Source organism: Kitasatospora sp. CB02891, from assembly GCF_002803145.1.
In the GTDB taxonomy this organism is placed as follows: Bacteria; Actinomycetota; Actinomycetes; order Streptomycetales; family Streptomycetaceae; genus Kitasatospora; species Kitasatospora griseola.
On sequence record NZ_NNBO01000013.1, the window covers coordinates 216,500 to 235,220 of the forward strand.

An 18,721-nucleotide genomic window follows, 5' to 3' on the forward strand; every position below is an offset into this window, starting at 1 on the left:
GCGGGGGCGTCCGGCGGTGGGTCGTCACCAGGTGGACAGGCGCAGGCCCAGCCCGGGGCGGAGGACTGGACGCCCGAGGAGGGGGAGGACAACCAGTGGGACATCACCGAGGTGATGATGCTGCTGTTGGCGATCCTCCTTCCTGTGCTGTGCGTGCTGGCGGCGGCGTTCTCCGTTCGGGGTCGGTGGAAGCAGTGAGCGCGTGCGAAGAGATGATCCGACCAGCTGGCGATGGGCCTGTAACCGACCTGATGGTGTCCGGGGTTGTCGATGGCGCAACTGTTGTCGAGTCAAGGAACGATGCACCGCAGGCGGGAGCGCGAGGACTGCGGCTGCCAGTGCCGGCCGACGGCAGGCCCGGTGTGAGGCCGGTGACGCGGTCGAGCGCGAGGCCCGGTGCGAGGCCCGGTGCGAGGCCCGGTGCGAGGGCGGGCCTCCGTGGCGGCGGGAACAGGTGGTGCCGATGCTGATCGTCGCGATCGCCGCCGTCTCGGGTGCGGCGCTCGCGCTGGTGATCGCTCTGCTGCTCGGGCGGACCAGTCGGGCGCGGGAGGGGTCCACGACACCGCAAGCGCTGTCCTTTGCCGGGGCGGCGATCCTCGGCTTCTTCGCGCTCTTCCTGGGATTCAGCATCGCCGGCACCTGGCAGCAGTTGAACTCCGCGCGTCAGCACACCTACGAGGAGTCGCGGGCTCTCGCGGAGGCCTATTGGAACGCGGGCGGTCTGCCAGCCGCCGACCGGTCACTGGTGCGGGATCGGCTGCGGAACTACACCAGGGTGGTGATCGACGACGAGTGGGCGACGATGCAGCACGACACCGGCAGCCAGGCCGCCTGGCAGGCGGTCGACGAGGTGCGGGCCGCGGTCGATCACGCCGCGGTGCAGACTCCGGCGGAGACCAGCGCACGGACCGATGTGCTGCACAGCCTGTCCGACGTCAACGCCAAACGGAACGCGCGGCTGGGTGATATTCGTGCGTCCGTGCCGGTGGTGGCGATCGGCGGCCTGCTCGTGGGCGCGGTGTTCGTCCTCGCCACGCCGTCGGTGATCGGCCTGATGGCCAACACACGGAATCTGATGTTGATGTGCTTCGTGGGCGCCTCCGTGGCGTTCGGGGTGAGCATGGTGGCGGTGATGAGCGGGCCGTTCTCCGGCGCGGTGCGGATCGAACCGACTGCGTTCCAACTGGCGTTGGAGCGCTACGACCAGATCGACACCGACGCCAGGACGCCGGCACTGCCGCCGTTCCAGCCTTGGCCGACGCACTGACCTGCGGGTGGTCCGGGACGCGGCGGTCCCGACACTCCGGCAGGCAGTGATCCGTCAGCAGGGCTGTGTCAGCGCGTGGTTCAGGAGTTGACGCCGAGTTCGCGCGCGATCAGCATCCGCTGGACCTCGGAGGTGCCCTCGCCGATCTCCAGAATCTTGCAGTCGCGCCAGAACCTGGCGACCGGGTACTCGTTCATGAAGCCGTAGCCACCGTGGATCTGGGTCGCTTCGCGCGCGTTGTCGACCGCGGCCTCGGAGGCGAACAGCTTGGCGATGGCTGCCTCCTTCTTGAAGGGCTCGGAGTGCAGCAGCCGGGAGGCGGCGTCCCGCCAGGCCAGGCGGGAGGTGTGTGCGCGCATCTCCATGTCGGCGAGCTTGAACTGGATGACCTGGTTGGCGCCGATCGGTCGGCCGAAGGCGCGACGAGTGGCGGCGTAGGACAGGGACTGGTCGACGCACCCCTGGGCCAGGCCGGTGGCCAGGGCCGCGATGGCGATGCGGCCCTCGTCGAGGATGCGAAGGAACTGGGCGTAGCCGCGGCCCTGGCGACCAAGCAGGTTGGCCGCGGGGACTCGGCAGTCGGTGAAGGACAGTTCGCGGGTGTCGGAGGCGTTCCACCCGACCTTCGAGTACTTCTTCGACACCTGGAACCCGGGAGTTCCAGTGGGGACGATAATGGAGGAGATTTCCCTCGTGGGCGAGTGATTTACGCCCTCGTCACTCGAATGTGCGATCGGTTCGGTCAGTGCGGTGACGGTCACCAGCCCGGTGATATCGGTGCCGGAATTGGTGATGAAGCACTTGCTTCCGTTGATCACCCACTCGTCGGTGGCCGCGTCGTAGCGCGCGGTGGTGCGAGTCCCGCCGGCGTCCGTGCCGCCCTCGGGCTCGGTCAGGCCGAACGCGCCGAGCATCTGGCCGGACGTCAACTTCGGCAGCCACTCGCGCTTCTGCTCCTCGGTGCCGAAGAGGTGGATCGGCATGGCGCCGAGCGAGACCGCGGCCTCCAGCGTGATCGCCACCGAGGAATCGACCCGGGCCAGTTCCTCCAGGGCCAGGCAGAGCGCGAAATAGTCGCCGCCCATGCCGCCGTACTCCTCGGGGAAGGGCAGGCCGAACAGGCCCATCCGACCCATTTCCCGAATGATTTCGTACGGGAATTCATTCTGCTCGTAGTATTCGCCGATCTTCGGCGCAACTACATCGTTGGCAAACTCCGCGACGGTGCGCCGGAGTTCCTCGTAGTCACTGCTCAGCCGGTGGTCGAGCACGGGTGATCCTCCCGGGATCGAGGCCTGGTGGGCCGGGTGGGGGGTTTGGAGTCAGTGGTCAGGCCGTGGGCCCGAGCAGGGCGCGGACGGTCCGCGAGGGGCTGGGGCGGCCGAGCTGGCGCGCCATCCAGCCGCTGGTTTCGGTGAGGGATGCCAGGTCGACGCCGGTCTCGATGCCCAGGCCGTGCAGCATCCAGACCAGGTCCTCGGTCGCCAGGTTGCCGGTCGCACTCTTGGCGTACGGGCAGCCGCCGAGGCCGCCGGCGGAGGCGTCCACCACCGTCACACCGGACCGGAGCGCGGCCAGCGTGTTGGCCAGCGCCTGCCCGTAAGTGTCGTGGAAGTGCACCGCGAGCTGGTCGACCGGAACGCCGGAACGAGTGAATTCGTCGATCAGCGCCTTGACCTGGCCGGGCGTTGCGACGCCGATGGTGTCGCCGAGGCTCAGCTCGGTGCAGCCCATTTCCAGCAGCGTCAAGCCGTGCCGGACCACCTGGGCGATCGGTACGGGGCCCTCCCACGGGTCGCCGAAGCACATCGACAGGTAGCCGCGAACCGGGACTCCCGCTGCCGTGGCACGTTCGACCACGGGCCGGAACATGGCCATCGCCTCGTCCGCCGAGCGGTTGAGGTTGCGTCGGGCGAACGTGTCGGTGGCGCTGGCGAACACCGCGACCTCGCCGGCATGGTGGGCCAGTGCCCGGTCCAGTCCACGCTCGTTCGGCACCAGGACGGGCAGACGGAGCCCCGGGTACTGCGCGGGCAGCTCGGCCAGCCGGGGCATCAGTTCCTCGGCGTCGGCCAGCTGCGGCACCCACTTGGGGCGGACGAAGCTGGTGGCCTCCACGGTGCGCAGCCCGGCATCGGCGAGTCGGGCGATGAACTCCGCCTTGACCTCGACGGGGACGAGACTGTTCTCGTTCTGCAGCCCGTCACGGGCGCCGACCTCGTGGATGCGCACTCGGGCGGGCAGATCGGGGTCACGCACGGGGGCCGGAAGGCCGAGTTCCAGCACGGTCGGTTCGACCGCGGCCCGATCGGGAGCGGTGGTCATCCTGCGGCCTCCTGCAGCTTCGCGGTGGCGTCGGCTTCCGCGTCGGTGCGGACATCGGCTTCCGCCTCGGCGGTGGTGGCTTCCTCGTCGGCGGGGGCGACTGCGACCAGGGGCTCATCCATGGCGACGGTCGCACCGGCAGTGACCCTCAGGTCCTCGACGACGCCGTCGTGCGGCGCGGAGATGACGTGCTCCATCTTCATGGCCTCCAGGACGAGCAGCGCCTGTCCGCGGCTGACCTGTTCGCCGGCCTGGACCTTCACCACGGTGACGGTGCCGGGCATCGGGGCAGTCAGCGTTCCGTGGTGCACGGTTCCGGCAGCAGCACGCTCGGCGATTGCGTCGAACGGGTGAACGAGCCACGCATCTCCGTCGGCGCCGAGCCAGTGCGCAATGCCCTCCGTCGTACGTTCCTCGGCGACCGTGAAAGTGGCCTGCAGGCCGTCAACCGCAAGGCGGAGCAGGCTTCCGTCCCGGGTGGCGCGAGCCTTCCGGACGGGGCCGTCGCCGAGTCGGATGTCCCACTCGGGAGTCTTCACGGCGGAAAAACCGATAGCGCTCTCGAATTCACCGCTGGTAGTCATTCGGCAACTCACGGCGACCGGTTCGCGGCCGGCGAGCCGGAGCCGGTGCGTGGTCCATGCGGCTTCGCCACCGAGTCGCCACCCGGAAGGGAGGGAGAAGGGATCGGTCCAGCCGTCGGAGGCGTCGGCGCGGCCGAGTTCGAGCTGCCGCACCAGCGCGGCGGCGAAGTAGAGCAGGTCGATCGTTTCGGGCCGGGTGTACGGAGAGCTGAGCAGGGAGGGGTCCTGCTGGGCGCTGCGTTCCACCAGGCCGGTGTCGAGCCGACCTGCCGTCACCTCGGGCTGAGCCAGCAGCCGGCGCAGGTAGCCGGTGTTGGTGGTGACGCCCAGGATGCGGGTCTCGGCGAGTGCGGCCCGCAGCCGACGGATCGCGGTCGGACGGTCGGGCCCGTACGCGATCACCTTGGCGAGCATCGGGTCGTACAGGCTGCCGATCCGGTCGCCGGGTGCGATTCCGGAGTCCACCCGGATGCCCTCGCCCGAGGGTTCGTCCAACAGCAGTACCTCGCCGCCGGTGGGCAGGAAGTCCCGTTCCGGGTCCTCGGCGCAGATGCGGGCCTCGATCGCGTGGCCCAGGAAGGAGATGTCGGACTGTGTGAACGACAGCGTCTCGCCCGCGGCGACGCGCAGCTGCCACTCGACCAGGTCGAGCCGCTGCGGGCCCTCGGGGCCGTCGACAGAGACGGCCAGCTCAGTGACGGGGTGTTCCACCTGGAGGCGGGTGTTCATCTCCATGAAGAAGAAGTCGAGGACGTCGTCCGCGTCGGACCCCGCGGGGTCACCACCGGGAACGATGAACTCGACCGTGCCGGCGCCGGTGTACCCGCAGGCTTCGGCAGCACGCACCGCGGCCGCGCCCATCGCGGCCCGGGTCCGAGCGTTCAACAGGACGGAAGGGGCCTCTTCGATGAGTTTCTGATGGCGGCGCTGGAGACTGCACTCGCGCTCGCCGAGGTGAACAGTCCGGCCGTGGGTGTCGGCCAGGACCTGCACCTCGATGTGGCGCGGTTGGTCCACCCAGCGCTCGAGCAGCAGGGTGTCGTCGCCGAACGCGGTGCGGGCCACCCGGCGGGCGGCGGCGAGCTCGGCGGGCAGGTCGGCCGGGTCGCGGACCAGCCGCATGCCCTTGCCGCCGCCACCGGCCGAGGGCTTGAGCAGCACCGGGTAGCCGATTCGGGCCGCCGCCTTGATCAGCTGTTCGTCGGTGGGCGCGCCGTCCTCGCTGCCGGGGACGACGGGCACCCCGGCGGCCCGGACGGCCTCCTTGGCGTTGATCTTGTCGCCCATCAGCTCCACCGCAGCCGGCGGTGGGCCGATGAAGACCAGCCCGGCCTGTGTGCAGGCCTCCGCGAAGGCGGAGTTCTCGGCGAGGAACCCGTAGCCGGGGTGGACGGCCTGCGCGCCGGTCCGGCGGGCGGCGTCGAGGATCAGGTCGGTGCGCAGGTAGGTCTCGGCGGCCGAGCTGTCGCTCCGGTCGGCGGGCCCGAGTCGGACCGCGAGGTCGGCGGCCCGGACGTGCGGGGCGTCCGCGTCCGCGTCGCTGTGCACGGCGACCGAGCGCACGCCCAGCCGTCGCAGGGTGCGGATCACCCGCAGCGCGATCTCGCCGCGGTTGGCGACGAGCACGGTGTCGAACATGGAGGTGTGCCTCCGTTGCGAGGAGAACGGGTGAGCGAATTGACGATGCATCAGAAGCGGTGACCGGTCCGTGGCTCGGCCCCCCGGCCGGGCGTCACATACGGAAGACGCCGAACGGGCGGGGTTCGGGGAGCGGAGCGTTGGCGCACGCAGTGAGCGCCAGGCCGAGCGCGGTCCGGGTCTGCATGGGGTCGATCACGCCGTCGTCCCACAGTCGCGCGGAGGCGTAGTAGGCGTTGCCCTGCCGCTCGTACTGCTCGCGGACCGGGCGCTTGAACTCGTCCTCGGCCTCGACCGGCCAGTCCTCGCCCCGGGCCTCGAACTGGTCGCGTCGGACCGTGGCAAGCACGGAGGCGGCCTGTTCGCCACCCATCACGGAGATCTTCGCGTTCGGCCACATCCACAGGAAGCGAGGTGAGTAGGCCCGGCCGCACATCGAGTAGTTGCCCGCGCCGTACGAACCGCCGATCACCACCGTCAGCTTCGGCACCCGGGTGCAGGCCACCGCGGTGACCATCTTGGCGCCGTGCTTGGCGATGCCGCCGGCCTCGTACTGGCGACCCACCATGAAACCGGTGATGTTCTGCAGGAAGAGGAGGGGGATGCCCCGCTGGTCGCACAACTCGATGAAGTGCGCGCCCTTGAGCGCGGACTCGGCGAACAGGACGCCGTTGTTGGCGACGATGCCGACCGGATGTCCGTGAATGCGGGCGAACCCGGTCACCAGGGTGGTGCCGTACTCCGCCTTGAACTCGGCGAAGCGGCTGCCGTCGACCAGGCGGGCGATCACCTCGTGCACGTCATAGGGGGTGCGCGGGTCCACCGGCACCACGCCGTAGAGGCCGGCCGGGTCGACCGCGGGCGGCTCGACCGGGGCGAGCGGCCAGGGCTTCGCGGCGCGCGGGCCGAGTCCGACCACGATGGTGCGGACGATGGACAGCGCGTGGGCGTCGTCCTCTGCCAGGTGGTCCGTCACGCCGGAGGTCCGCGAGTGGAGGTCGCCGCCGCCGAGTTCCTCGGCGGTCACCACCTCTCCGGTGGCGGCCTTCACCAGCGGCGGACCACCCAGGAAGATGGTGCCCTGGTTGCGGACGATCACCGCCTGGTCGCTCATCGCCGGGACGTAGGCGCCGCCCGCGGTGCACGAGCCGAGCACCGCCGCGATCTGCGGGATCCCGGCGGCGGACAGGCGCGCCTGGTTGTAGAAGATCCGGCCGAAGTGGTCGCGGTCGGGGAACACCTCGTCCTGCATCGGCAGGAACGCGCCGCCCGAGTCCACCAGATAGATGCAGGGCAGCCGGTTCTCCAGGGCCACCTCCTGCGCGCGCAGGTGCTTCTTCACCGTCATCGGGTAGTAGGTGCCGCCCTTGACTGTGGCGTCGTTCGCCACCACCAGGACCTCGCGCCCGGCGACCCGCCCGATGCCGGCGATCACACCTGCGGCAGGGGCGGCCCCGTCGTACAGGCCGTCGGCCGCCAGGGGGGCCAGCTCCAGGAAGGGCGAGCCCGGATCGAGCAGGGTGTCCACCCGGTCGCGGGGCAGGAGCTTGCCGCGGGCGGTGTGCTTGGCGCGCGCCTTCTCGCCGCCGCCGAGTGCCGCTGCAGCGAGCTTCTCGCGCAGCTCGGAGACCAGTGCCCGGTGGGCCTGGGCGTTGGCGAGTCCGGCGGGTGACGCCGGGTCGACCGTGCTCTCCAAACGCGGTGCCGGTGCGGCGGCCGCGTCGAACAGCGATACCGGCTGCCTCGACGCGGAAGCGTTCCGCGACGAAGCCGGAGACCACGATGAGGTCGGTGCCGAAGAAGAGGGGACCATCCCAAGAGCTCCCTTGCCCTCGGATTCGGATCGGGGCAGGCCGAAGGGCGAGCCGGCCAGCCCGTGTTAATGAGCGTTAACTCTGCCGCCAGGTTAACCAGCGATAACCCGACTGTCTACGATGGGCAGCATGCCCAACCGCTCTGCCGCCCCCGTGCTCCCACGCCGTGACCAGATCCGGAAGGAGGCCGCCAGGCTGTTCGCCGCCCGCGGTTTCCTCGGCGTCGGCGTGGACGAGATCGGTAAGGCGGTCGGCATCAGCGGACCCGGCCTGTACCGGCATTTCGCGGGCAAGGACGCGATGCTCGCCGACCTCCTGGTCGGCATCAGCGAGCGCCTGCTGGAAGAGGGCCGCCGACGGGCCGGAGCGGCCGACGGGCCGCAGGCCGCACTGGACTCCCTGATCGACGGCCACATCGACTTCGCCCTGGACGACCGGGACCTGATCATCCTGCACGACCGCGAGCTGCTCCACCTCAAGGAGGAGGACCGCCACCGGGTCCGTCGACTGCAGCGCGGTTACGTCGAACTGTGGGTCGCGGTGGTACGCGAGGCCTTCACCGCACTGGCTGCCGCCGAAGCCGAACCGGTCGCCCGCGCCGCCGTGCACGCGGTCTTCGGCCTGCTCAACTCCACCCCGCACAGCGCTGCGCCGCAGGCCGCCCCGGCGGAGCTCGCCGCTGAGCGGGCCGGCCTGAGCCGCGAAGCGATGGCAGCCCTGCTGCGCGCGTTGGCCCAGGGCGCGTTCGTGGCGGCGGCCGCTGCGGTCGTGGAGCCGAGCCCGGCTGCCTGACCTGCAGGTTTCCAGGCAGGCTCAGGCTCCGCCCTGAAGTCTGCTGCACCCCCGCCTAGGACGATCGGCTGATCCAGGTGTAGCCGACCGTTGGAGGCGCACCCCCGCGTGCCGCGGGCAGGCTGTAGACGGGAAGGAAGCTCGACCTCGGGTCGTTCAGCCTCCTATGCGCCCGTCGAACCCGATGGACGCCCTATCGGCCGAATGGTTAGCATCACTAAATATGCCCGAGACTCATGGTTTCCCAGAGCAAGGCTGGCTCCGCCGGCTCGGTGGCTACTGCTGGCGCTACCGTCGCAACCTGTCGCTGTCCTTCGGGTCGTCGCTGGTCGGCATGGCGATCACCGCGATCGTCCCGCTCATCACCAAGCTGATCATCGATGACGTGATCACCACGCATCGCCGCCCGCTCACCCCCTGGGCAGTGCTGCTGCTGGTCGCGGCCGCCGCGGTGTTCCTGTGCACACAGATCCGCCGCTACTACGGCGGGCAGCTCGCGCTCGACGTCCAGCACGACATGCGCGCCGACCTGTTCCGCTCGCTGACCAGGCTCGACGGGCACCGCCAGGACCGGTTGGACGTCGGTCAGGTGGTCGGGCGCGCCACCTCGGACCTGCAACTGGTCAACGGGTTGCTCTCGATGCTGCCGATGATGACGGGCTATGCCCTGATGTTCGGCATGTCGTTGGTGGTCATGTTCTGGCTGTCGCTGCCGCTCACCCTGATCGCGCTGGTGATGGCCCCGGCCCTGTGGTGGATTTCCACCCTCAGCCGCAAGCGCCTCTTCCCGGCGACCTGGGCAGCCCAGCAGCAGGCCGCGGAGGTCGCCGGTGTGGTGGACGCTGCAGTCGGTGGCGTCCGGGTGGTCAAGGGCTTCGGTCAGGAGGCCCAGGAACGCGGCAAGCTGGAGCGGGTCTCGCGAGGGCTGTTCGCCGCTCGGCTCCGTTCGATCCGATTGAATGCCCGCTACACCCCCGCGATGCAGGCCGTTCCCGCGCTCGGGCAGGTCGCAGTGCTCGCCCTCGGCGGCTGGCTGGCCGTCCGGGGCGATGTCACCCTCGGCACCTTCGTCGCCTTCTCCACTTACCTCGCGCAGATGACGGGCCCGGTCCGGATGCTCGCCGTGGTGGTCACCGTCGCCCAGCAGACCCGCGCCGGCGTGGAACGCGTCATGCAGCTGATCGACCAGCGCCCGCTGGTCGCCGAGACCCCGGACGCCCGGCCCCTCAACCCGGATGCGGCCCCGGCCGGCACGCCCGCGCTGGAGCTCGACCGGGTCGCCTTCCACTACCGGGCCGAGGAGCACCCCGAGCCGGGCAGCGTTCCCGACGGCGTCCCGGTGCTCGACGGTCTCAGCCTGCGGATCGCGCCGGGGGAGACCCTGGCCCTGGTCGGTGCCTCCGGCTCCGGCAAGTCGACCGTCGCCCAGCTGGTGCCTCGCTTCTACGACCCCACCTCCGGCGCCGTCCGACTGTTCGGACAGGACCTCCGCGAAGCCACTGTCGATTCGGTGCGCGCCGCCATCGGCATCGTGCCGGAGGAGAGCTTCCTGTTCTCCGACACGGTCCGCACCAATATCTCCTACGGCCACCCCGAGGCCACCGAGGAGCAGATCCTCGCCGCCGCCCGGATCGCCCAGGCCGACGGTTTCATCCGCGAGCTCCCCGGCGGCTACGACACCAAGGTCGGCGAGCAGGGCCTCACCCTCTCCGGCGGCCAGCGCCAGCGCATCGCCCTGGCCCGTGCGGTCCTCACCGACCCGCGCATCCTGTTGCTCGACGACGCCACCTCCGCGGTCGACCCGCAGGTCGAGGCCGAGATCCACGACGCGTTGCACAGCGTGATGGCCGGGCGTACCACCCTGCTGATCGCACACCGCCGTTCCACCCTGCAGCTCGCCGACCGCATCGCAGTCCTCGACGCCGGTCGGCTGATCGACATCGGCACCCACGAGGAACTCACCGCCCGATGTCCGCGCTACCGGTCGCTGATCACCGACCCGGACGCCCTGGCTGCTCCCGCCGCCGAGCCCCAGCAGGACGAGGAACCCGCGGAGACCGAGAAGGCCGCACCGGTCGCGGAGAAGCCCGCCGCCGACACCGAGTTGCTGGCCCAGGTCGCCGCCCTGCCGCCGGCGAACGACACCCCCGACGTCCCCGTGGAGCTGGCCGAGACCGCCGACGCCAAGTTCAACCTGGCCCGACTGCTCGCCCCGTTCCGCCGCTCGCTGCTGCTCGCACTGCTGCTGGTCGCGCTGGACACCGCCGCCGGTCTGACCTTGCCGGTGCTGATCCGGCACGGCATCGACGACGGCGTCAGCAAGGCCGCCATCGGGGGCGTTGCGATTGCTGCCCTGCTGGCACTCGTCGTGGTCCTGCTCGACTGGCTGGTGCAGGCCACCGAGAGCAAGGTCTCCGGGCGCACCGGCGAACGCGTCCTCTACACCCTGCGGCTGAAGATCTTCGCCCACCTCAACCGGCTCGGCCTCGACTACTACGAGCGCGAGCTGGCCGGCCGGATCATGACCCGCATGACGACCGATGTGGACTCCATATCTTCGTTCCTGCAGACCGGCGTGGTCACCGCCGTCGTCAGCCTGTTCACCTTCGTCGGGATCTTCGTGGCCCTCGTCGTGATCGACCCGGGTCTCGCCCTGGTGGTCCTCGCGGTGCTGCCGCCGCTGATCGTCGCCACCCTGGTGTTCCGCAAGAAGTCCGCCCAGCAGTACCAGATCTCCCGCGACCTGATCAGCACCGTCAACGCCGATCTGCAGGAGAACGTCGCGGGCATGCGGATCGTCCAGGCCTTCCGCCGCCAGGACGCCAACATCGACCGGTTCGTCGAGCGCGGCCTCGCCTACCGGCACGCCCGGGTCAAGGCCCAGCTGTACATCTCGCTGTACTTCCCGTTCGTGCAGTTCCTGTCCAGCGTCGCCGCCACCCTCGTCCTGATCGTCGGCGCCTCCCGGGTCGACCACGGCACCCTGACCATCGGCGCCCTGGTCGCGTACCTGCTGTACATCGACCTGTTCTTCGCCCCGGTCAACCAGCTCTCACAGATCTTCGACGGCTACCAGCAGGCCGCCGTCGGCCTCGGCCGGATCCGTGAGCTGCTGCGCACCCCGACCAGCACGCCCCAGGCCGAACAGCCCATCCCGGTCGAGACGCTGCGCGGTGAGATCACCTTCGAGAACGTCGGCTTCGCCTACAACGGCGGAGGCGAGGGCAACCCCGAGGTGCTCGCCGGCATCGACCTGCACATACCCGCCGGCCAGACCGTCGCGCTGGTCGGCGAGACCGGCGCCGGCAAGTCCACCCTGGTCAAGCTGGTCGCCCGGTTCTACGACGCCACCGGCGGCACCGTTCGGGTCGACGGCACCGATCTGACGCGGTACGACCTGGAGGGTTACCGGCACCGGCTCGGCGTCGTCCCGCAGGAGGCGTACCTGTTCGCCGGGACGGTCCGCGACGCCATCGCCTACGGCCGCCCCGGGGCGAGCGACGCCGAAGTCGAAGCCGCCGCCAAGGCGGTCGGCGCACACGACATGATCACCCGGCTCACCGGCGGCTACCGGCACACCGTCGCCGCCCGCGGCCGCAACCTCTCCGCCGGGCAGCGCCAGCTCATCGCCCTCGCCCGGGCCGAACTGGTCGACCCCGACATCCTGCTCCTCGACGAGGCCACCGCCGCTCTCGACCTCGCGACCGAAGCAGCCGTCAACCACGCCGCCGACCGGCTCAGCGGCGGACGCACCACCCTGGTCATCGCCCACCGGCTCACCACCGCCGAACGCGCCGACCGGATCGTCGTCCTCGACCACGGGCGAATAGTGGAGGACGGCACCCACACCGATCTGCTCGACCGCGACGGCGCCTACGCCAAGCTGTGGAAGGCCTTCATCGCAGAGGGGCACCCTGCTCCGGTACTCGGCTGACCGTCCCGACAACGGCTCCCGGGCCCGGCGCCTCGTCGGGTCCGGGAGCCGTCCGGTCGAGAGCCGGCCTGCTCAGGCCTGCGCGGACCGTGCAGCACCCACCAGTGCCCGGAACAACACCTCGGCATCCACCCCGGACGGCAACTCGCTGACCTGACCGTCCCCGACCTCCACCACCCGCCATCCGCTTTCGGCACCGCCGTTGTGGTCGCCCGTGCCCGCGGCCGGTCGCGCCAGGTCGGTGGTGACGAAGCGGCACCCCAACTCCTGCACCAGCGGGCGTACGGCGGACAGGTCGGGCTCGACCCGGCTGAGCGGGCAGTCGGGGTGCGGTCCGATCAGCACGGGCTCGCCGTCCAACCACCAGACCCGGGCCTCCTCGGCCCGGCCGTCCGCCGTCTGTGCGAAGTCTTCGAAGCGACGGAGCACCAGCCCGCCCGCGAGGAACTCGCCCTGCAGTTCGGCGAAGCGTGCAGCCACTCGCTCCACCGCGTCGAGGTCGGCCAACTCGGGCACGTAACAGGCCTCGTGCCACTCGTGCTTGCGGGACTTGACGTAGTCCTTCACGATCGCGGGGCCCTGCCCGCCCAGGGTCGAGGCGGCGGAAGCCAGGGCGGAGCGGTCCCAGGAGCGGCCGGGGAGCCAACTGCTGACAGGTGTCACGGGCTCGAACGTTCGGTACCAGCCGGGCAGTTCATGGGCGGCGGCGTACTCGCCCGAGCCGGTCAGCAGGTTGCAGCCGCGGTCGGCCAGTGCCTCGGCCAGCGCGGCATAGCGGGCGACGGGAATCATCCAACCCCGGTACCAGAGCCCGCCCGACCCGGCGGGGACGCGCCGGACCGCAGCCTCGACGTCCCCGGCCAGCAGAGCGTCGTGGTCGAGCAGCGCCGGACGGCCGCCGGCGGCCCGAATCAGCCCGGCCTCCCAGGCGAAGTGCGGGTCGGTCCGACGCGGCAGGAGCGGGTCCGAGGGGAGGATGACGGTGGGGTCGACCATGCGGCTCAGATTAGATCCACCGATCGGTTGACAGGCTGTCCTTGACCCTGCGTTGACCAGGCATTCTGTTCCGGGTCCCAGCGCCGGGCCGGGCGCAACGGCCGAAAACTCGATCGACAGTCCGTCACTTGCACTGCCAGGCTTTCCGTGTGCGATGGATCACAGGACGTCAGAAGCCCAAAGGTGAACGGCTACCCCGTCGAGCGGCGCGAACGGTGGTGCTCTCGCCGGAGAGCCAGGTGTTCCTGTTCCGATCGGACAACTCCGAGGTCGGGGTGCACTGGAACGCTCCGGGCGGCGGCCTGGAGCCGGGCGAAACGCCTGCCGAGGGAGCACTCCGTGAGCTGCGCGAGGAGACCGGCTGGACCGACCTCCGGCCCGGTGAACTCCTCTGCACCTGGGAACACGACTTCACCTGGCACGGCACGCCTGTCCGTCAGCACGAGCACATATTCCTGACTCGCGGTCCGCGACGTGAGCCCGGAGACGTGGCGGCGGTCCATCGCGTCGACGGCATCCTCGGATGGCGCTGGTGGACGCCGGACGAGTTGGCCGCGCCGGACGCCGATCCGCTCTGGCCGCCGAACCTGGCGGCCCTGGTCGCCGGACTCCGCGCTGCGGAAGCCGGTCCGATCGTCCCCGTCCACCTCGGCTACGTGCCCAACGCCACTACACATCAGCGCAGTTGACGCCAGTCCGGCGAGCCGCCACACCGCGGCCGCGTCGAACTCCGACAGCCCGCAGAGAGGAGCCGCCCAGCCCGGGCACCCACACCCGTCACCCGCCTTACCCGACACCAGCTGCCCCGGCGCACCTGCACCCGCAACTGCCCCGCAGCTGAAGCCGGTCGAGACCGCTCAACGGACCTGGCGCCGACCCCTCCGGCGTCCGCGAGCCGCCGGGACCTCGGCCTGCCAGTCGCGCAGCCCCAGTTCGCGGTCGTGCACGGCCTCCGGGTTGATCACCACCGACAGCAGAGCGGAGCGCAATTCCTCCGGGCTCATCCCGGTCGAGCGCTGCAACTGCTCGGTGGGGACCGACACGGCGATGGCCGACCGCCACTCCGGCAGCACCACCTGGCAGGTCCCGGAGCCGAACCGCAGCAACTGGGCGGACACCCGGCGCTCCGCGGTCCGGGCCACGCCGGGGCCGGCACTGTCGGTCGGTCCGAGCGACCCGCCGATCAGCACGCCCATCGGCACCCCCACGGGGGAGACCGGCGCGCTCTCCGGCTCGGCGTCGACCAGCCCGCTCGCCGCTGTGTCGTCGAACGGCGCCGACGCGGGCGGAACGGCCCGCACCTGGCTCAGCCGCCGCGAAGGGGTCGGCCGTCGTGGTGGCCGGACCCGCCCTGCCACCGCGCCAGCGCCCCAGGCCCCCGACGACCAGCCGGGCGACCTCGGAGTGCCCGTAGCCCTGCCCGTCACCAAGCCATCGGCACCTGCCGCTGCGAGAGCATCGCCTTCCCGTGCAGGCCCGGGCACCGTCGGCAATCCGGTGAGAGCTCCGCCGCGGCCGTTCGGTGCTCTGTGGCTGTCCGTATCGGCGTCCGAGTGCCCGCCCAGGTCCGATCCGGACGGCGTCGTGCCGTGCCCCGAACCGGAGCCTGTCGAATCCGCGCTCGCCGCAGGGCTGTTGGCATCCGTGGCCGGCCGGTTCGGCGCGTTCTGGTCGAGCGAGGTCATGGCTGCAAACCCTCCGGATTCTCGGCTCGCCCGATCCTGCACCACCAGGGCACGCCGGGCCAAGGGACGTGTGTGGACAGCCTGACGGTTCCTTCCCGCCCCGCCCGAAATCCGTCCGCCTACCCGCCCGACCGCGTTATGGTGAACGCATGTCTCTCATGTCATGCCTGTGCTGGTGGCCGTCCTAGGACGGCCGATCCCCTCGCATGACTCCAGGGCCGTCCGTACGGGCGGCCCCGGTACGAGCATCTCCGACGGACACGGGCCCACCCCGGCGGGCGGTCACCACCGCAAACCGGAGGAGAACTCCCGCCATGACCACCGTCCCTGGCACCGCACCCAGCACCGCCAACCCGCTGATCGCCCCCGCCGCCGAAGGCCACCGCCGTGTCCTGACCGGCGACCGCCCGACCGGACCACTGCACCTCGGGCACTACTTCGGCACGCTCCAGAACCGGGTCCAACTCCAGCTCCAGGAAATCGAGTTGATGATCGTGATCGCCGACTACCAGGTGATCACCGACCGGGACCGGGCCGACCGGGTCGCCGAGCACGCCGAGAACCTGGTCCTCGACTACCTGGCCGCCGGAGTCGACCCGGAGCGGGCCACGATCTTCGCCCACAGCGCCGTCCCCGCCCTCAACCAGCTGATGCTGCCCTTCCTCAGCCTGATCAGCGTCGCCGAACTCTCCCGCAACCCCACCGTCAAGGACGAGATCATCCACTCCCGGCAGGCGGCGGTCAGCGGGCTGATGTTCACCTACCCCGTCCATCAGGCCGCCGACCTGTTGTTCTGCAAGGCAGACCTGGTCCCGGTCGGTCAGGACCAACTGCCGCACCTGGAGATCACCCGCACCATCGCCCGCCGCTTCAACGACCGCTACACCCCGCTGTTCCCCGAACCGCAGGCCCTGCTGTCCGAGGCCCCGCTGCTCCTCGGCACCGACGCCGGCAAAATGAGCAAGAGCCGGGGCAACGCCATCACCCTCGGCGCCGACGAGGACGAGACCGCGCGACTGCTGCGCGGCGCGGTCACCGACAACGACCGGCACATCAGCTACGACCCCGAGACCCGCCCCGGCGTCTCCAACCTGGTGCTGCTGATCGCCCTCTGCCAGGGCCGCGACCCGCACGCGGTCGCCGAGGAGATCGGTTCCGGCGGCGCCGCCCGGCTCAAGCGCACCGCCACCGAGGCGGTCAACGAACACCTCCGCCCGCTGCGCGCCCGGCGCACCGAGCTGGCCGCCGACCGCGCCCTGCTCCGAGAAGTCCTGCACACCGGGAACGCCCGCGCCAACGCCATCGCCGACCGCACCCTCGCCGAAGTCCGCACCGCGATGGGCACCTTCTGACCGATCCCGTGGCCGGTGTGCAGGTCGTCCGCGGCGACGACCCGCATGCCGGCCGCGGTCGGGCATCCCGTCGATCACGAGCCGGGGTGCCGCGCGGCACCGAGCACTGGCAGAGGTGATGGCCCGGCAGTCATCGCACCAGGGTGGTGAGTTCACGACCGGGGGATACCGTCAGCAGGCAGATCGTCAGTCCTGCAGACAGACCATGTGCACCCCGTTCGCGGTCCCACCCGCGCTCCACACCATGAAGGAGCCTCCTGATGTCCTTGCGCCCGCTCCGTCCCGGTGACCGCATCGCCCTCGTCGCCCCCAGCGGCGCAGTCGACCCCGTACGACTCGCCCTCGGAACCGACATCCTCCGGTCCTGGGGCCTGGAGGTGGTCGTCCTCCCGCACGTCCATGACACCCACCCCACGCTGCCGTACCTCGCCGGCACCGACGCCCACCGCGCCGCCGACCTGCAAGCGGCCTGGCTGGACCCCGACATCGCCGCCGTCCTCTGTGTACGCGGCGGCTTCGGCGTCCACCGGATGGTCGACCTCCTGGACTGGGACGCGATGCGCGCCGTCCCGCCCAAGCTGCTGATCGGCTTCAGCGACACCACCGTTCTGCACGAGGCCGTCGCGCAGCAACTGGGCACTCCCACTCTCTACGGGCCGATGTCCGCCGCCGGCGTGTTCACCACTGACGCCCCGACCGCGGAACACCTGCGCCGCACCCTGTTCGAACCGGCCACCACGACCGTCCTCGGCGGACCCGACGCCGCGACCCTCGTTCCCGGCCGCGCCCATGGCGTCCTGATGGGCGGCTGCGCCTCCCTGCTGGCCGCCGACCGCGGCACCCCCGGCGCCCGACCGTCCTTCGCAGGCGGGCTGCTCCTCCTGGAGGACATCAATGAGCAGCCCTACCAGCTCGACCGCATCCTGACCCAGCTGCGACGCAGCGGAGCCCTGGAAGGAGTGGCCGGTGTGGCCCTCGGCTCCTGGGACCTCTGCGGACCGCTCGACGGCGTACGCGCTGTGATGCTCGACCACTTCGGCGACCTCGGAATCCCGGTCGTCTGGGAACTCGGCTTCGGTCACGCCCCGTCCGCCATCACCGTCCCGCTCGGCGTCCCCGCCACGCTCGACGCCGACGCTGCCACGCTCACGCTCGACGCTCCCGTTCTCACCACCTCCACCGACGCGTAGGGTGGCGGGCCATGCACGTCGAAGGCACCTCCGCCGTAGGAACGTCTCCCACCGCACCGGCCGCCGAACGCATTCCCGCCCCCGCGGCGGCGGCCGTGACCCGCGCGCTCGGCCTGCTGCGCGGCCCGGGCAGTGGAACCGGCCGAGCACTCCTCGGCCTGGCCGGCCCGCCCGCGGCCGGGAAGTCCACTCTCGCCCGCCTGCTGATCGACGAGGTCAACCGCCACGAGGGCCCCGATACCGCGACCTACCTCCCGCTGGACGGCTTCCACCTCTCCAACGCCCAGCTCGATCGTCTCGGTTTGCGTTCCCGCAAGGGCGCCCCCGAGACCTTCGACGCCTTCGGCTACCTCGCCCTCGTCCAGCGCGTCGCCACCGACCGCTTCCACGACATCTACGTGCCCGACTTCGACCGCACCCTGGACGAGCCCGTCGCCGCCCGTCACCTGATCCGCCCCTGCACCCGCCTGGTCATCACCGAAGGCAACTACCTCGCGTCCCCCGCCACCCCCTGGGCGAACGCCCGGGCACTGCTGCGCGAGCTCTGGTACGTGGACGCCGACCACACCACCCGGGACGCCCGACTCCTCACCCGCCACACCGCCGGCGGCCAGGACCACCCCACCGCGCGCCGCCGGATCGACAGCAATGACCAACCCAACGCCGCTCAGGTGGAGGCCACCCGGACGGCCTGCGACTGGGTGGTTCGTCCAGAGGCATTTGCACCTGCCCACCGATCGGCGTAGTGTTGACTAGTCGCTCGGCAGGGAGCACCGGACACGCATCTGTGTGGACGGTCCCGGGGCGGCCAATCCTCAAGAACCACCTAGTTGATCCGTGCCGGGTCGCGTCCTTTTCGCGTCTCCGTTCGTATTTGCTGTACGCGTTTTCGGAGATTGCGGCGGATTCGCTTTTCGGAGCGGGGATCGGCTAGAGTTTGAAACGTCGGACAGGCCGTCAGGTCGGGAAGACGGACAGCAAGTCGGATCGAAACTCCGGAAAACGGAGCGGAAAACATCTGATAAGCTGGAAACACGAAAGAACGAAGCGCCCGGAGGGTTCGCAGGAATGCGGCTCGAAGGAAGTGTCCGTTCCTTGAGAACTCAACAGCGTGCCAAAAGTCAACGCCAGATATGTTGAC

The 18,721-nt window shown here is 70.6% G+C and carries 13 protein-coding genes; 7 read left to right on the top strand and 6 right to left on the bottom strand.

Annotated elements, in window-relative coordinates; all coding sequences use genetic code 11:
* Nucleotides 1-463 precede the first annotated feature (463 nt).
* Nucleotides 464-1,270, top strand: a complete 807-nt coding sequence (locus CG736_RS26670; protein ID WP_100588701.1) for a DUF4239 domain-containing protein — start codon at nt 464-466, stop codon at nt 1,268-1,270.
* An 80-nt stretch (nt 1,271-1,350) separates the two neighbouring features.
* Here CG736_RS26670 and CG736_RS26675 read toward each other — a convergent pair whose 3' ends face one another.
* The 4 genes from CG736_RS26675 to CG736_RS26690 all read right to left on the bottom strand — a co-directional run bounded on the left by CG736_RS26675 (nt 1,351) and on the right by CG736_RS26690 (nt 7,630).
* Entirely contained in the window at nt 1,351-2,541 is a 1,191-nt protein-coding gene (locus tag CG736_RS26675) for an acyl-CoA dehydrogenase family protein (protein ID WP_043914037.1), read from the bottom strand.
* Between the two features lie 58 nt (nt 2,542-2,599).
* A complete protein-coding gene (locus CG736_RS26680; protein WP_100588702.1) occupies nt 2,600-3,595 on the bottom strand; it encodes a hydroxymethylglutaryl-CoA lyase in 996 nt (331 codons plus the stop codon).
* Nucleotides 3,592-5,817: a biotin carboxylase N-terminal domain-containing protein gene (locus CG736_RS26685; protein WP_232734194.1), complete on the bottom strand. Its 2,226-nt coding sequence runs from the start codon at nt 5,815-5,817 to the stop codon at nt 3,592-3,594. Before CG736_RS26685 ends, CG736_RS26680 begins: the two co-directional genes overlap by 4 nt.
* A 94-nt stretch (nt 5,818-5,911) precedes the next feature.
* On the bottom strand, nt 5,912-7,630 hold the full coding sequence (locus tag CG736_RS26690) for a carboxyl transferase domain-containing protein (RefSeq protein ID WP_369880524.1): 1,719 nt from the start codon (nt 7,628-7,630) through the stop codon (nt 5,912-5,914).
* A gap of 130 nt (nt 7,631-7,760) precedes the next feature.
* On the opposite strand from CG736_RS26690, the gene CG736_RS26695 reads away from it, so the two are divergent.
* Both CG736_RS26695 and CG736_RS26700 read left to right on the top strand, forming a co-directional pair.
* Nucleotides 7,761-8,423, top strand: a complete 663-nt coding sequence (locus tag CG736_RS26695) for a TetR/AcrR family transcriptional regulator (RefSeq protein ID WP_100588738.1) — start codon at nt 7,761-7,763, stop codon at nt 8,421-8,423.
* A gap of 223 nt (nt 8,424-8,646) precedes the next feature.
* Nucleotides 8,647-12,357, top strand: a complete 3,711-nt coding sequence (locus CG736_RS26700) for an ABC transporter ATP-binding protein (RefSeq protein WP_100588703.1) — start codon at nt 8,647-8,649, stop codon at nt 12,355-12,357.
* A 72-nt stretch (nt 12,358-12,429) separates the two neighbouring features.
* Here the strand turns inward: CG736_RS26700 and CG736_RS26705 are convergent, their stop codons facing one another.
* The gene (locus tag CG736_RS26705; RefSeq protein ID WP_100588704.1) at nt 12,430-13,353 is read right to left on the bottom strand and encodes an ATP-grasp domain-containing protein; all 924 of its coding nucleotides are present in this window, start codon (nt 13,351-13,353) and stop codon (nt 12,430-12,432) included.
* Nucleotides 13,354-13,592: 239 nt separating this feature from the next.
* On the opposite strand from CG736_RS26705, the gene CG736_RS26710 reads away from it, so the two are divergent.
* Nucleotides 13,593-14,042, top strand: coding sequence for an NUDIX hydrolase (locus tag CG736_RS26710; protein WP_232734195.1), 450 nt, complete (start codon nt 13,593-13,595; stop codon nt 14,040-14,042).
* Nucleotides 14,043-14,210: 168 nt separating this feature from the next.
* Here the strand turns inward: CG736_RS26710 and CG736_RS26715 are convergent, their stop codons facing one another.
* Complete coding sequence (locus CG736_RS26715; protein ID WP_100588706.1) at nt 14,211-14,654, bottom strand: hypothetical protein; 444 nt, start codon at nt 14,652-14,654, stop codon at nt 14,211-14,213.
* A 698-nt stretch (nt 14,655-15,352) separates the two neighbouring features.
* On the opposite strand from CG736_RS26715, the gene trpS reads away from it, so the two are divergent.
* The 3 genes from trpS to CG736_RS26730 all read left to right on the top strand — a co-directional run bounded on the left by trpS (nt 15,353) and on the right by CG736_RS26730 (nt 18,326).
* Nucleotides 15,353-16,390 carry a tryptophan--tRNA ligase gene (trpS, locus tag CG736_RS26720; protein ID WP_100588707.1) on the top strand — a complete coding sequence of 346 codons (1,038 nt, stop codon included), beginning with the start codon at nt 15,353-15,355 and terminating at the stop codon, nt 16,388-16,390.
* Nucleotides 16,391-16,650: 260 nt separating this feature from the next.
* Entirely contained in the window at nt 16,651-17,580 is a 930-nt protein-coding gene (locus CG736_RS26725) for an LD-carboxypeptidase (protein WP_100588708.1), read from the top strand.
* A gap of 11 nt (nt 17,581-17,591) precedes the next feature.
* Nucleotides 17,592-18,326 (top strand): hypothetical protein, encoded by a 735-nt coding sequence (locus tag CG736_RS26730; protein WP_100588709.1) that lies wholly within the window; start codon nt 17,592-17,594, stop codon nt 18,324-18,326.
* The last annotated feature ends 395 nt before the right edge of the window (nt 18,327-18,721 follow it).